This is a genomic window from Salipiger abyssi (assembly GCF_017311415.1).
In the GTDB taxonomy this organism is placed as follows: domain Bacteria; phylum Pseudomonadota; class Alphaproteobacteria; order Rhodobacterales; family Rhodobacteraceae; genus Salipiger; species Salipiger abyssi_A.
On record NZ_JAEKIS010000001.1, the window covers coordinates 445,591 to 458,306 of the forward strand.

Annotated in this window: 11 protein-coding genes; 4 read left to right on the forward strand and 7 right to left on the reverse strand. The window is 65.4% G+C overall.

The window, feature by feature from the left end:
- Positions 1–113 precede the first annotated feature (113 nt).
- A complete protein-coding gene (locus I6N89_RS02085; RefSeq protein ID WP_076699035.1) occupies positions 114–1,334 on the forward strand; it encodes an argininosuccinate synthase in 1,221 nt (406 codons plus the stop codon).
- A 166-nt stretch (positions 1,335–1,500) separates the two neighbouring features.
- The gene (locus I6N89_RS02090) at positions 1,501–1,914 is read left to right on the forward strand and encodes a DUF1810 domain-containing protein (RefSeq protein ID WP_207016560.1); all 414 of its coding nucleotides are present in this window, start codon (positions 1,501–1,503) and stop codon (positions 1,912–1,914) included.
- 113 nt (positions 1,915–2,027) lie between these two features.
- Here I6N89_RS02090 and I6N89_RS02095 read toward each other — a convergent pair whose 3' ends face one another.
- The 3 genes from I6N89_RS02095 to I6N89_RS02105 all read right to left on the reverse strand — a co-directional run bounded on the left by I6N89_RS02095 (position 2,028) and on the right by I6N89_RS02105 (position 4,153).
- On the reverse strand, positions 2,028–2,438 hold the full coding sequence (locus tag I6N89_RS02095; protein WP_207016561.1) for a DUF7282 domain-containing protein: 411 nt from the start codon (positions 2,436–2,438) through the stop codon (positions 2,028–2,030).
- A 105-nt stretch (positions 2,439–2,543) separates the two neighbouring features.
- A complete protein-coding gene (locus I6N89_RS02100; protein WP_207016562.1) occupies positions 2,544–3,260 on the reverse strand; it encodes an HAD family hydrolase in 717 nt (238 codons plus the stop codon).
- Positions 3,257–4,153, reverse strand: coding sequence for a D-amino acid aminotransferase (locus tag I6N89_RS02105; RefSeq protein WP_207016563.1), 897 nt, complete (start codon positions 4,151–4,153; stop codon positions 3,257–3,259). The genes I6N89_RS02100 and I6N89_RS02105 overlap by 4 nt, the downstream gene beginning before the upstream one ends.
- Positions 4,154–4,284: 131 nt before the next feature.
- Between I6N89_RS02105 and msrA the strand changes: the two genes are divergently transcribed.
- Entirely contained in the window at positions 4,285–4,932 is a 648-nt protein-coding gene (msrA, locus tag I6N89_RS02110; RefSeq protein WP_207016564.1) for a peptide-methionine (S)-S-oxide reductase MsrA, read from the forward strand.
- Between the two features lie 3 nt (positions 4,933–4,935).
- Here msrA and I6N89_RS02115 read toward each other — a convergent pair whose 3' ends face one another.
- Both I6N89_RS02115 and I6N89_RS02120 read right to left on the reverse strand, forming a co-directional pair.
- On the reverse strand, positions 4,936–5,814 hold the full coding sequence (locus I6N89_RS02115; protein ID WP_207016565.1) for a ribokinase: 879 nt from the start codon (positions 5,812–5,814) through the stop codon (positions 4,936–4,938).
- Between the two features lie 72 nt (positions 5,815–5,886).
- On the reverse strand, positions 5,887–8,142 hold the full coding sequence (locus I6N89_RS02120) for an NADP-dependent malic enzyme (RefSeq protein ID WP_207016566.1): 2,256 nt from the start codon (positions 8,140–8,142) through the stop codon (positions 5,887–5,889).
- 134 nt (positions 8,143–8,276) lie between these two features.
- Between I6N89_RS02120 and mutS the strand changes: the two genes are divergently transcribed.
- Positions 8,277–10,925, forward strand: a complete 2,649-nt coding sequence (mutS, locus tag I6N89_RS02125) for a DNA mismatch repair protein MutS (protein ID WP_236016372.1) — start codon at positions 8,277–8,279, stop codon at positions 10,923–10,925.
- Positions 10,926–11,011: 86 nt separating this feature from the next.
- Here the strand turns inward: mutS and I6N89_RS02130 are convergent, their stop codons facing one another.
- Together I6N89_RS02130 and hrcA are read right to left on the reverse strand one after the other, a co-directional pair.
- Complete coding sequence (locus I6N89_RS02130) at positions 11,012–11,569, reverse strand: nucleotide exchange factor GrpE (RefSeq protein WP_207016567.1); 558 nt, start codon at positions 11,567–11,569, stop codon at positions 11,012–11,014.
- 9 nt (positions 11,570–11,578) lie between these two features.
- The gene (hrcA, locus tag I6N89_RS02135) at positions 11,579–12,643 is read right to left on the reverse strand and encodes a heat-inducible transcriptional repressor HrcA (protein WP_207016568.1); all 1,065 of its coding nucleotides are present in this window, start codon (positions 12,641–12,643) and stop codon (positions 11,579–11,581) included.
- Positions 12,644–12,716 lie beyond the last annotated feature (73 nt).

A 12,716-nucleotide genomic window follows, 5' to 3' on the forward strand; every position in this document is an offset into this window, starting at 1 on the left:
GCAATGCTTTCGGCAGGGCTAGCACACAGCGCCCGGCGGTCAACGGGCGATCCTTGCTCCTGACGCCAAAACGCTATAACCCGCCTGCCAGATTTCACGTGAGGAAATGCCCGATGTCCGCGCCCAAGAAAGTTGTCCTGGCCTATTCCGGTGGCCTCGATACCTCGATCATCCTGAAGTGGCTGCAAACCGAGTATGGTTGCGAGGTGGTCACCTTCACCGCCGATCTCGGCCAGGGGGAGGAGCTGGAGCCCGCCCGAAAGAAAGCCGAGATGCTGGGCGTGTCGGAGATCTATATCGAAGATCTGCGCGAGGAATTCGTGCGCGATTTCGTCTTCCCGATGTTCCGCGCCAACGCGCTTTACGAGGGGCTCTATCTGCTCGGCACCTCCATCGCCCGCCCGCTGATCTCCAAGCGGCTGGTCGAGATCGCCGCGGCGACCGGCGCCGACGCGGTGGCCCATGGCGCGACGGGCAAGGGCAACGATCAGGTGCGGTTCGAACTGGCAGCCTATGCGCTCAACCCCGACATCAAGGTGATCGCGCCCTGGCGGCTCTGGGATCTGACCTCGCGCACCAAGCTCATCGACTTTGCCGAGAAAAACCAGATCCCCATCGCCAAGGACAAGCGCGGCGAGGCGCCCTTCTCGGTCGATGCCAACCTGCTGCACACCTCGTCTGAGGGCAAGGTTCTGGAAAACCCCGCCGAGCAGGCCCCCGATTACGTGCTGCAACGCACCGTGCCGGTGGAGCAGGCGCCGAACGAACCCGAATTCATCGAGATCGGCTTCGAAAAGGGCGACGCGGTGTCGATCAACGGCGAGGCCATGTCGCCCGCAACGATCCTCACCAAGCTCAACGAGCTGGGCGGCAAGCACGGCATCGGCGTGCTGGATCTGGTGGAGAACCGCTTCGTCGGCATGAAATCTCGCGGCATCTACGAGACGCCCGGCGGCACCGTCCTGCTCGAAGCGCATCGCGGCATCGAACAGATCACGCTCGACAGCGGCGCCGGCCACCTCAAGGATTCGATCATGCCGCGTTACGCGGAGCTGATCTATAACGGCTTCTGGTTCTCGCCCGAGCGCGAGATGCTCCAGGCGCTGATCGACAAATCGCAGGAACATGTCACCGGCACCGTGCGTCTGAAGCTCTACAAGGGTTCGGCCCGCACCGTCGCCCGCTGGTCGGATCATTCGCTCTATTCCGAAGCGCATGTGACCTTCGAGGAAGATGCCGGCGCCTACGACCAGCAGGACGCCAAGGGCTTCATCCAGCTCAACGCGCTGCGCCTGAAGCTGCTGGCCGCGCGGAACCGTCGCCTGAAGGGCTGAGCCTCCAGCCTTGTGAATGCGTCCCCGTCGGATTTGCCTCCGGCGGGGATATTTTTTGCCAATGGAAGAGCCGGGCGCTTTCCCGTGTTTCCATTGGCCCCAAATATCCCGGGGAGTCCGCGCATCGCGCGGGCGGGGCAGCGCCCCATAATCTCGGGAGGCCAACATGGCAGAGCCACAGGATTTCATCGACGCCCAGAACCAGCACTGGCCGCAGATCCTCGCCGAGCTGCGCGACGGGCGGAAGGTCACCCACTGGATTTGGTACGTTTTCCCGCAACTGAAGATCCTCGGCCGGTCGGGCATGGCGCGACATTTCGGCATCTCCGATCTGGACGAGGCCAGCCGCTATCTCGCCCATCCGGTGCTTGGGGCGCGGTTGCAGGAAGTGGCACAACTGCTACTCAGCCATGCGGGCAGCGATCCGGAGGACATTCTGGGGCCGGTCGATGCGCTGAAAGTCCGGTCTTGCATGACGCTGTTCGAGGCGGTGCCCGATGCGCCAAGCGTGTTCTCGGAGGTTCTCGACAGTCTCTATGCCGGCGCAAGATGCCCCGTCACCCGCGACACGCTGGCATGAATGTGCCGCCCCCCGCACGATACACGAGGGGCGGCGCGGAGACCGCGGTAAGGGTTGGAAAGACGGTCTCCGATCCCGTTTACGCGAAATGAAACGCTCGCGATGAGCGAAGCTTATTGCGCGGTAATCGTCGCCATGACGAGGTTGCCGTCGACGCGGATCGGGCCGTCTTCCTTGGCGCCCAGCGTGTATTCGAAACCGCCGGTGGTCATGCCGCCCTCTTCGCCGTGGATCATCAGCATGAGCATGTCGCCCGGTGCAACCTCTTCGGTCAGGATCGCGGCCACATCCATGGTTTCGCCGGCGCGCAGCGGCGCATAGCCCACCACGGGGCCGGGCTTCATCTCGGCATCGGTGCGGTGCACGACCAGCCAGCCATTCGCAGTCGTGGTGACCTTCTCCGCGCTGACCACGCCATTGGCGACGCTCTGGTCCATGGCCTCGACCATCGGTGCCATGTGATCGTCAGCAAAGGCGGCGCTGGCGGTGAGGGCGGCGGCGGTGGCGATCATAAGGGTCTTCATAATGTCTCTCCTGTTGCTCAGTATGCAGGCGGGCGGCCCCTTGCCACCCGCGACACTTGAAGACACGCAGACCGGAGAGAAAGAGTTTCAAAAAAATTTTTCCTTTTAAATCAATGTACTGAAGCGCATTTTCTCATAATGCGGCAGCGCTTCGTTTGCCAGATCCGCCGCCACGCCGCTCAACTCCGGCAAATCGCCCTCGGGCCCGGCAAAGCCGGTGGAGCGATGCACGGAGCCATACCAATGCGGCGCCCAGGCGCCATCCTGCGCGTGCCCGCCCGCTGGCCAGGACAGCATGGCCGGGTCGAAATCCAGCCCGATCGCCTCGCAAAGCGCGCGCAGTTTGCCCTCCGGATCACGGCGGATATCGGCGCTGTCGATCACATGGGGCGTCAGCCCCAGCGACAGCACGTAATCGTAAAGCTCCGCCTGCGCTGCAAAACCGATATCGGCGGCGGTGGGGTTTTCGTAGCCCTTGGAAAAGCTCGCCACGACGCGCGCGGGGTGGCGCAGAAGGAAGACATTCACACAGTCTTTCATGAACGCGCGCGGCATGCCGTCGATCATGTGCTGACACATATGCTTGTGATAGACGTGCGGCTTACCCTCCGGGATCGGACCCAGCAGTTGAGCCTGCACCGCCTCGGCGCTTTCGGGACGGCTGGCCATGATCTCCCCGGCCATCGGATGCGGCAGGCCGGTCATGCGCAGATAGGGGCCATAGAACGGCTCATCCACCATATGAAAATCCGCCCGGTTGCCGAAGGCATACATCATCGCGGTGGAGAGATTCCGCGGCCCCGACCACATGGCAATCCTCATTCTGTCACCAGCTCCTTGTAAAGCGCCCGGAGGCGCTGCGTCACCGGCCCCATCTCCCCTGTGCCGATCACGCGCCCGTCGATCTCGCCCACCGGGGTCTGGGCGCCGAAAGTGCCGGTCAGGAACGCCTCGTCGGCGCCATAGGTATCGACCAGCGAATAATTGCGCTCGTAAACCGGGATGTCGTTGGCGCGGCAAAGGTCGATCACCTTCTGCCGGGTGATGCCGTTCATGCAGTAATCGCCGGTCGAGGTCCAAACCTCCCCCTTGCGTACGATAAAGAAATTGCAGGCATTGGTGGTGTTCACGAACCCATGCACATCCAGCATTAGCGCCTCGTCCGCTCCTGCCTTTTCGGCAGCGATGCAGGCGAGGATGCAGTTCAGCTTGGAATGCGAGTTGAGCTTCGGATCCTGCGTCATCGGCAGCCCGCGCTGATGCGGCACGGTGGCAAGCCGGATCGGGCGCGGGATCGAGGGCCTGGAATGCTCCATCAGGATGACCACGGTCGGCCCCTGCACCGAAAGGCCGGGGTGCTGGAACGGCCGGGTCTTCACCCCCCGCGTCACCATCAGCCGGCAATGGGCGTCGGTGGCCATGCCATTGGCCTGTTGCGTCTCTGTTATGGCGGAGATGAGCTCTTCGCGGCTCATGCCGATATCGAGGTCGATGGCCAGCGCCGCCTCGAACAGCCGGTCGAGATGCGCGTCGATGAAGGACCAGCGCCCGTTATAGAGCCGCAACCCCTCCCAGATCCCGTCGCCCAGCATGAAGCCGGAATCGTAGACCGAAACCAGCGCCTCCGCCTTGGGCTTCAGCGCGCCATTGACCCAGATGAGGATCTCTTCGTTGCGGGCATCTTCCGCCGCCTGATGTGTCGTGACCTTGTCCATAGCCGGCAGGCTAGGAATGTTTCACGGGAAACGGAAGGGGTCACGCGGGCTCACCATGCGGTGACATCGCGTTGCAGCGGATTGATCGGGGGGCCGCTTGGGCGCAGCCTTGCGCAAAAGGGAGGTGCGTCATGATCCGCAGCGTTTTGCTATCCGTTCTGATCCTCATCGGCCTGGCCGTGCAGGCCCACCGCGCCGAGGCTGGCGAGCGCCGCGATATCGTCGTTGCCGGCGGCTGTTTCTGGTGCGTCGAGGCCGATTTCGAGAAAGTGCCCGGGGTGATCTCGGCGGTCTCGGGCTATACCGGCGGCTCGCTGAAAAACCCCAGCTACAAGCAGGTGAGCCGCGGCGGCACCGGCCATTACGAGGCGGTCAAGATCACCTATGACAGCGCCCGCGTCAGCCGCGACCAGCTTTATGCGATGTTCTTCCGCTCGGTCGATCCAACCGATGCCGGCGGGCAGTTCTGCGACCGGGGCGAGAGCTATCGCACCGCGATTTTCGTCTCTGATCCGGCGGAAAAGGCCGCCGCCGACAAGGCAAAAGCCGAGGCGCAGGCGGCGCTGGGGCAGAGGATCGTCACCCCGATCCTGAAGGCGGGCGCGTTCTGGAACGCCGAGGACGATCACCAGGATTACTACAAGGGCGACAATATCGTGCTGACCCGCTTCGGCCCGATCAAACAGGCGAAAGCCTACAAGCGCTATCGCGACGCCTGCGGCCGAGACCAGCGGGTGCGTCAGCTCTGGGGCGGCGCGGCGCCCTTTGCCGGCGGCTGAGTCTCAGCCGAACCGCGCGGCCTGTACCTCTTTCAGATCGGGGATCACATCGGCGGTGCCGTGGCGGGTGACCATCAGCGCGCCCGCCCGGCTCGCCAGCTCTACCGCCTGGCGCAGCGGCATGCCCCGGTCGAGCCCAGCGAGCAGATAGCCGGTGAAGCTATCCCCCGCCCCGGTCGTGTCCACCGGGGTGACCTTCGGCGTTTCGAACCGCTCCGCCTGCCAGTCATTCGCGGCCAGATGCAACCGCCCGCCGCGTCCGCCTTCGGTCACGATGACGGTCTCCACCCCCATCCCGGCCAACCCCAGCCCGGAGGCGGCCTGAAGCTGCTCCATTTCGATGGCGTTCAGCACCAGAATATCGCAAAGCCCGAGAACCGCGCGCGCCGCCTCCGCCTCGAAGGGCGCGGCCGCATAGGCCACGCGCAGCCCAAGCTCGCGCGCCATGCGCGCCGCCTCGGGCTGCAACAGGGTCTCGTTCTGCATCAGCAGCAGATCGCCGGTTTCCGCCTCGGACAGCGCCCGGCCCAGCAGGTCTTCGGGAATCGCATGGTTGGCGCCGTGGTGAATGACGATGGAATTCTCGCCCTGCCCGTCCACGAGAATGATCGCATGGCCCGTCGCCTCATCGACCTCGACGATGTGCCGCGTATCCACCCCGTATTCCATCAACCGCCCGACAGCCCAGGCGCCATCCGCACCGACGGCGCCCAGATGCACCACCCGCGCCGCCGCCCGCGCGGCGGCCACGGACATGTTCGCCCCCTTGCCGCCCAGCCCTCGGTTCATCGACGCCGCCGCCAGCGTCTCGCCCGGCGCGGGCAGATGCGGCACGGAATAGGACAGGTCGGCATTGATGGACCCGAGATTCCAGATCGTCATGCGCCCCGCCCTTTCATCTTTCCGAAAATACCTCTGGCCGGAGGCATCCGCCCCCGGCCAGAGGCGCCACCGTCAGCCCACTTTGCAGGCCGCCAGCACCGCCATATTGAGGATATCGTTCGCCGTCATATTGGTCGAGCAGATCTGGATCGACTTGTCGACGCCCGCGAGGATCGGCCCGATCACCGTGGCGCCCGCCATCTCCTGCATCAGCTTGACCGAGATCGAGGCCGAATGCCGCGCCGGCACCACGAGGATATTCGCCGGCCCCGAGAGGCGCTGGAACGGATAGGCCTCCTGCGCCTTCGGGTTCAGCGCCACATCGACGGTCATCTCGCCCTCGTACTCGAAATCCACACCGCGCGCGTCGAGCACCTGCGGCGCCAGATGCATCTTCTGCGCCCGCTCCGACACCGGATACCCGAAGGTCGAGAAGGAGACGAAGGCCACGCGCGGCTCCATCCCCAGATGCCGCGCCACACCCGCCGCGCGTTCGGCGATATTGGCAAGGTCGTTCTCCACCGGCCATTCATGCACCAGCGTGTCGGAGATCAGCACAATCCGCCCGTTGAGCAGCAGCGCCGTGACCCCTACCGCGCCGTGATGCGCGTCGGCATCGAAGACATGATTGATCAGCTCCATCACATGCGCCGATTTCCGCGTTGCGCCGGTGATAAGCCCGTCGCCATGGCCATGCGCCAGCATGAGCGAGGCAAAGACATGCCGGTCGCGGGCCGCCAGCCGGTGGATGTCCTGCCGGTCGTGACCCTTGCGCTGCAACCGCTCGTAAAGGAACCCTTTATAGGTCTCCAGATGCCGCGTATTGGCGGCGTTCACCACCTCCAGCTCGCGCACCGCATCGCCAAGACCCGATTCCTCGAGCTTCTTGCGCACATCGTCCTCGCGCCCGACCACCAGCGCCTTGCCCAGCCCGTTGCGCTGGTACATGACGGCGGCACGCAGCACGCGCGGGTCGTCGCCCTCGGCAAAGATCATCCTTGCCTGCGCCTGACGCGCCCGGTTGTTGATGCTGCGCAGGATCGGCGCGGTGGAATCCATCCGGCCCTTGAGCGTTTCGCGATAGGCCTCCATGTCGACGATGGGGCGCCGAGCAGCGCCGGTCGCCATCCCCGCCTTGGCCACGGCGGGCGGGATGCGGTGGATCAGGCGCGGATCGAAGGGCGTGGGGATGATGTAATCGCGTCCGAAGCTGAGCTGCTTGCCATAGGCCAGCCCCACCTCGTCGGGCACGTCTTCGCGCGCGATCTCGGCCAGTGCCTCGGCACAGGCGATCTTCATCTCGTCATTGATCGCGCGGGCGTGGATATCCAGCGCGCCGCGGAAGAGATAGGGAAAGCCCAGAACGTTGTTGACCTGGTTGGGGTAATCCGAGCGGCCGGTGGCGACGATCGCGTCGGGGCGCACCTGATGGGCCTCTTCCGGCGTGATCTCGGGATCGGGGTTCGCCATGGCAAAGATCACCGGGTTCTCGGCCATGCTGGCCACCATGTCCTGGGTCACCGCGCCCTTGGCCGAAACGCCGAGGAACACATCCGCCCCCTTCATCGCCTCTTCCAGCGTACGCAGATCGGTGGCGGCGGCATGGGCCGATTTCCACTGGTTCATGCCCTCGGTGCGGCCCTGATAGATCACGCCCTTGGTGTCGCACATGATGCAATTGTCGTGCTTGGCGCCCATCGCCTTGACCAGCTCAAGACAGGCGATCCCCGCCGCGCCGGCACCGTTCAGCACGATGCGGCAATCCTCGATCTTCTTGCCAGAGAGATGCAGCGCGTTGATCAGGCCGGCGGCACAGATCACCGCCGTGCCGTGCTGGTCGTCATGGAAGACCGGGATATCCATCTCTTCCTTCAGGCGCTGCTCAATGATGAAGCACTCGGGCGCCTTGATGTCCTCAAGGTTGATGCCGCCAAAGGTCGGCCCCATCAGCCGCACGGCCTGGATGAATTCTTCCGGATCCTCGGTGTCGAGCTCGATATCGATGGAGTTCACATCGGCAAAGCGCTTGAAGAGCACGGATTTGCCCTCCATCACCGGTTTGCTCCCGAGCGCACCGAGATTGCCGAGCCCCAGCACCGCCGTGCCGTTGGAGATCACCGCGACGAGGTTGCCCTTGTTGGTGTAATCATAGGCCAGCTCGGGGTTTTCGGCGATTTCCTCGCAGGGCACCGCGACGCCGGGCGAATAGGCCAGCGACAGGTCGCGCTGCGTGGTCATCGGAACCGTGGCCTGCACTTCCCACTTGCCGGGGACGGGTTCGAGATGGAAGGCCAGCGCCTCCTCCCGGGTGATTTTCATCTTGGCCATGGCGCAACACTCCTCCGCTTCGGCGAAGTTGCTCTTAGCGCAGCGGAAAGCCCGGCTCAACCGCGCGGTTTTCGCCTTTCGCCCCGGGCGCGGGCTTTGTTATGTCAGACCGAACAGGCATTCCGGGGGCAAGCATGACGGCAGTCACGCCAATGATGGCGCAATATCTGGAGATCAAGGCGGATCACCCCGATGCGCTGCTGTTCTACCGGATGGGCGATTTCTACGAACTGTTCTTTGACGACGCGGCGGCGGCGGCCGAGGCGCTGGACATCGCGCTGACCAAGCGCGGCAAGCATGCGGGCGAGGATATCCCGATGTGCGGCGTGCCGGTGCATGCTGCCGAGGGATATCTGCTGACGCTGATCCGCAAGGGATTCCGGGTCGCGGTCTGCGAGCAGCTCGAGAGCCCGGCGGAGGCCAAGAAGCGCGGCGGCAAATCCGTGGTCAAGCGCGGGGTGGTGCGGCTGGTCACCCCCGGCACGCTGATCGAGGATTCGCTGCTGGAGGCGCGGCGGCACAATTACCTGGCCGCGTTGGCACGGGTTCGGGACGAATGGGCGCTGGCCTGGGCCGATATCTCCACCGGCGCGTTTCACGTGATGCCGCTGGGACAGGCGCGGATCGGCGCGGAGCTGGCGCGGCTGGCGCCGTCGGAACTGCTGGTCTCCGAAGATGTCGGCGAGACCCTGCGCGAGGTTCTGGGCGATCTCGGGATTCTTCCGACGGTGCTGGGCCGGGCCTCCTTCGATTCCAGCGGCGCCGAGGCGCGGCTCTGCACGCTTTACGGGGTGCAGACGCTGGCCGGCTTCGGCAGTTTCGCGCGCTGCGAGCTGGCGGCGATGGGCGCGCTGGTCGACTATCTCGACATCACCCAGAAAGGCCGGCTGCCGCTGCTGCGCGCACCGCAGCGCGACGCGGTTTCGCGCATGTTGCAGATCGACGCGGCGACGCGGCGCAATCTGGAGCTGACCCAGTCGATGAACGGCGGGCGGCAGGGCTCGCTGCTCTCGGTGATCGACCGCACGGTGACACCGGGCGGCGCGCGGCTGCTGGAGCGGCGCGTGTCGTCGCCCTCGCGCGAGCTGGACGTGATCGCGCGGCGGCTGGCAGCGCTGGACTGGGCGATCGAGAGCCCGCAGTGCACGGCGCTGCGCGACGCCCTGCGCAAGGTGCCCGATCTCGACCGCGCCCTGTCGCGGCTTGGACTCGACCGTGGCGGCCCGCGCGATCTGGCAGCGGTGCGCAACGCGCTGGAACAGGCCGAGGAGATCGCGCAAGCGCTCGACGAGGCCGCCCTGCCCGAGCTGCTGGAAGAGGCGCGCGCGGCCCTGCGCGGACATGACGACCTGCTCGCCCTGCTAGACGCGGCACTGGTCGCCGAACCGCCGCTGCTGGCGCGCGATGGCGGCTTCATCGCGCCGGGCTACGATGCCGATCTCGACGAGGCCCGCACCCTGCGCGACGAAGGCCGCAGCGTGATCGCCCGCATGCAGGGAGAGTATGCCGAGCGTGCCGGGGTTTCCTCGCTGAAGATCAAGCACAACAACGTGCTGGGCTATTTCATCGAAACCACCGCGACCCATGCGGAAAAGATGATGTCGCCGCCGCTGAACGAGACCTTCATCCACCGCCAGACCACCGCCAATCAGGTGCGCTTTACCACGGTCGAGCTGACCGAGCTGGAAACCCGCATCCTGAACGCGGGAAACGAGGCGCTGGAAATCGAAAAGCGCCTCTTCGCCCAGCTGCGCGAGGCTATTCTCGACGAGGCACCGGCGCTTTCGGAGACCGGGCTCGCGCTGTCGGAATTCGACCTGGCGCTGGGGCTGGCGGATCTCTCCAGCGCGCAGGGCTGGGCGCGGCCGCAGGTCGATGACAGCCGCGCCTTCGAGATCGAGGCGGGCCGCCACCCGGTGGTGGAGCGCGCCTTGCAGACCCAGGGCGCGGGGCCGTTCATCGCCAATGATTGCGGGCTCAACGCCGAAGGCGAAAGCGCCGCGGTGACGCTGCTCACCGGTCCGAACATGGCCGGTAAATCCACCTATCTGCGGCAGAACGCGCTGATCGCGCTGCTGGCGCAAATGGGCTGCTACGTGCCCGCGCGGCGCGCCCATATCGGGCTGGTGAGCCAGATCTTCAGCCGCGTCGGCGCCTCGGACGATCTGGCGCGCGGGCGCTCGACCTTCATGGTCGAGATGGTCGAGACCGCCGCGATCCTCAACCTCGCCGACGACCGGGCGCTGGTCATCCTCGACGAGATCGGGCGCGGCACCGCCACCTATGACGGGCTCTCCATCGCCTGGGCAACGCTGGAACATCTGCACGGCGTCAACCGGGTGCGCGGGCTTTTCGCCACCCATTACCACGAGCTGACGGTGCTGGCGGGCAAGCTCGACGGCGTCACCAATGCCACGGTGGCGGTGAAGGAATGGGACGGCGAGGTAATCTTCCTGCACGAGGTGCGCGAAGGCGCGGCGGATCGCTCCTATGGCGTGCAGGTGGCGCAGCTTGCCGGGTTGCCGAAAGCGGTGATCGACCGGGCGCGGACGGTACTGGACGCGCTGGAACAGGGCGAACGCGAGCGGGCCGCGCCCAAGGCGCTGATCGACGATCTGCCGCTGTTCTCCGCCGCCGCCGTGGCGCCACCGCCGCAGGCCGCCCCTGCCGGCCCGTCGCCTGTCGAGGAAAAGCTCGCCACGCTGCTTCCCGACGACATGTCGCCGCGCGAGGCCTTGCAGGCAATCTATGAGCTGAAGGGGCTGCTGGACGGCGACGGCTGAGCCAGCGGGTGCGTTTCACATGAAACGGAAAACGCTGAGGCCCCGGATCAAGTCCGGGGCATGTGTTTTCGACCTCTATCCGGGTCTCAGCTTGCGGGCATCGAGCTGACGCCGACCTGCGCCGGGCGCAGCAGCCGGTCGTAGAGCATGAAGCCCTCGGCGGAGACCTGGATGATCTCGCCCGCCTTGGTGCCGGGCACCGGCGCTTCGAACATCGCCTCGTGATGCTGCGGGTCGAACTTGTCGCCGACCTCGGGGGTGATCGCACTCATGCCATGCTTGGAGAACACGTTGAGCAGCTCGCGCAGGGTCAGCTCGACCCCTTCGATCAGCGCGGCGGCGGCGTTTTCCTCGCGCGCGGCGTTCAGGGCCCGTTGCAGGTTGTCATAGACCGGCAGCAGATCGCGGGCGAGGCGCGAGCCGCCGTATTGCTGCGCTTCGCGACGATCCTTGTCGGCGCGCTTGCGGGCGTTTTCCGCATCGGCCAACGCGCGCATGAAGCGGTCCTTCAGCTCGTCGCGTTCGGCGCGCAGCGCGTCCAGCTCGACCGCTTCGGGGTCCAGCTCGTCCGCATCCTCTGCGTAGGCCTCGGCCTCGGCGGCTTCGATGTCATCGAGAAACTCGTCGTTCTTCGGGTCTGCCATTCTTCACCTCTAGCTCCGCTCGGCAATCAGCTTGCCGACCAGCTGTGCCGTGTAATCCACGATGGGGACGATACGGCCATAGTTGAGACGCGTGGGGCCGATGACGCCCACCGCGCCGATGATCTTACGATCCGCGTTCATATAGGGAGAGACCACCAGAGAGGAACCCGAAAGTGAGAAAAGTTTGTTCTCGGAGCCGATAAAAATGCGCACACCGTCGCCGGTTTCGGCCAGTTCCAGGAACTCCGCGATGTCACGCTTGCGCTCGAGATCGTCGAAGAGGTTGCGGATGCGGTCGAGCTCTTCGGTTTCCGCCTCGGTGCCGAGGAGATTCGCGCGCCCGCGCACAATCAACCGCGCCGACGTGTCGCCCTGATCCTCCCAGCTCGCCAGCCCCGCCTCGATCAGATCGGCGGCGAGCGTGTCGATCTCCTGCCGGCGGCGGGCGATTTCCTCGGCCATGATGTTGCGCAGCTCGGCAAGCGTGCGGCCTCCGATCAGCGCGTTGAGGAAATTCGCCGCCTCGCGCATCGAGCTCGGTGTCTGACCGGGCGGCGGCGTGAACAGGCGGTTTTCCACATGGCCGTCGGCAAAGACCAGCACCACCAGCGCGCGGTCATGACCGAGGCTGACGAATTCGATATGCTTGATCGGCGCCTCGTGTTTCGGGGTCAGCACCAGTGAGGCGCCATGGGTGACACCGGAAAGCGCCGCGCCCACCCGGTCGAGCACGCCGCCGACATCGTCGCCGCCCGAACCCAGCGTGGCGTCGAGCTTTTCGCGGTCGGTGTGATCGAGATCGCGCACCTCCAGCAGACCGTCGACGAACATGCGCAGGCCGAGCTGCGTGGGGATCCGCCCGGCGCTCACATGCGGGCTGTCGAGCAGGCCGAGGAATTCGAGATCCTGCATCACATTGCGGATCGTCGCAGCGGAGACTTTTTCGCTGAGCGTACGCGTGAGCGTGCGCGAGCCCACCGGCTCGCCCAGTTCGAGATAGGTTTCCACGACCTTGCGAAACACTTCGCGCGAGCGGTCGTTCATTTCATCGAACAGTCGGTTTCGCTCTTTCATCCCGTCTCTCTCCGCCTCTTGCGGTCATTAAAGGCCGGTATCCGGCGCCGTCAATCGGGGTTGCGGGGATTGC

Coding starts and splice junctions, on each gene's coding strand:
- hrcA (WP_207016568.1), bottom strand. CDS start 12,643: ATGAAAGAGCGAAACCGACTGTTCGATGAAATGAACGACCGCTCGCGC.
- I6N89_RS02095 (WP_207016561.1), bottom strand. CDS start 2,438: ATGAAGACCCTTATGATCGCCACCGCCGCCGCCCTCACCGCCAGCGCC.
- I6N89_RS02115 (WP_207016565.1), bottom strand. CDS start 5,814: ATGACGATCTGGAATCTCGGGTCCATCAATGCCGACCTGTCCTATTCC.
- I6N89_RS02100 (WP_207016562.1), bottom strand. CDS start 3,260: ATGAGGATTGCCATGTGGTCGGGGCCGCGGAATCTCTCCACCGCGATG.
- mutS (WP_236016372.1), top strand. CDS start 8,277: ATGACGGCAGTCACGCCAATGATGGCGCAATATCTGGAGATCAAGGCG.
- I6N89_RS02085 (WP_076699035.1), top strand. CDS start 114: ATGTCCGCGCCCAAGAAAGTTGTCCTGGCCTATTCCGGTGGCCTCGAT.
- I6N89_RS02120 (WP_207016566.1), bottom strand. CDS start 8,142: ATGGCCAAGATGAAAATCACCCGGGAGGAGGCGCTGGCCTTCCATCTC.
- I6N89_RS02130 (WP_207016567.1), bottom strand. CDS start 11,569: ATGGCAGACCCGAAGAACGACGAGTTTCTCGATGACATCGAAGCCGCC.
- I6N89_RS02105 (WP_207016563.1), bottom strand. CDS start 4,153: ATGGACAAGGTCACGACACATCAGGCGGCGGAAGATGCCCGCAACGAA.
- I6N89_RS02090 (WP_207016560.1), top strand. CDS start 1,501: ATGGCAGAGCCACAGGATTTCATCGACGCCCAGAACCAGCACTGGCCG.
- msrA (WP_207016564.1), top strand. CDS start 4,285: ATGATCCGCAGCGTTTTGCTATCCGTTCTGATCCTCATCGGCCTGGCC.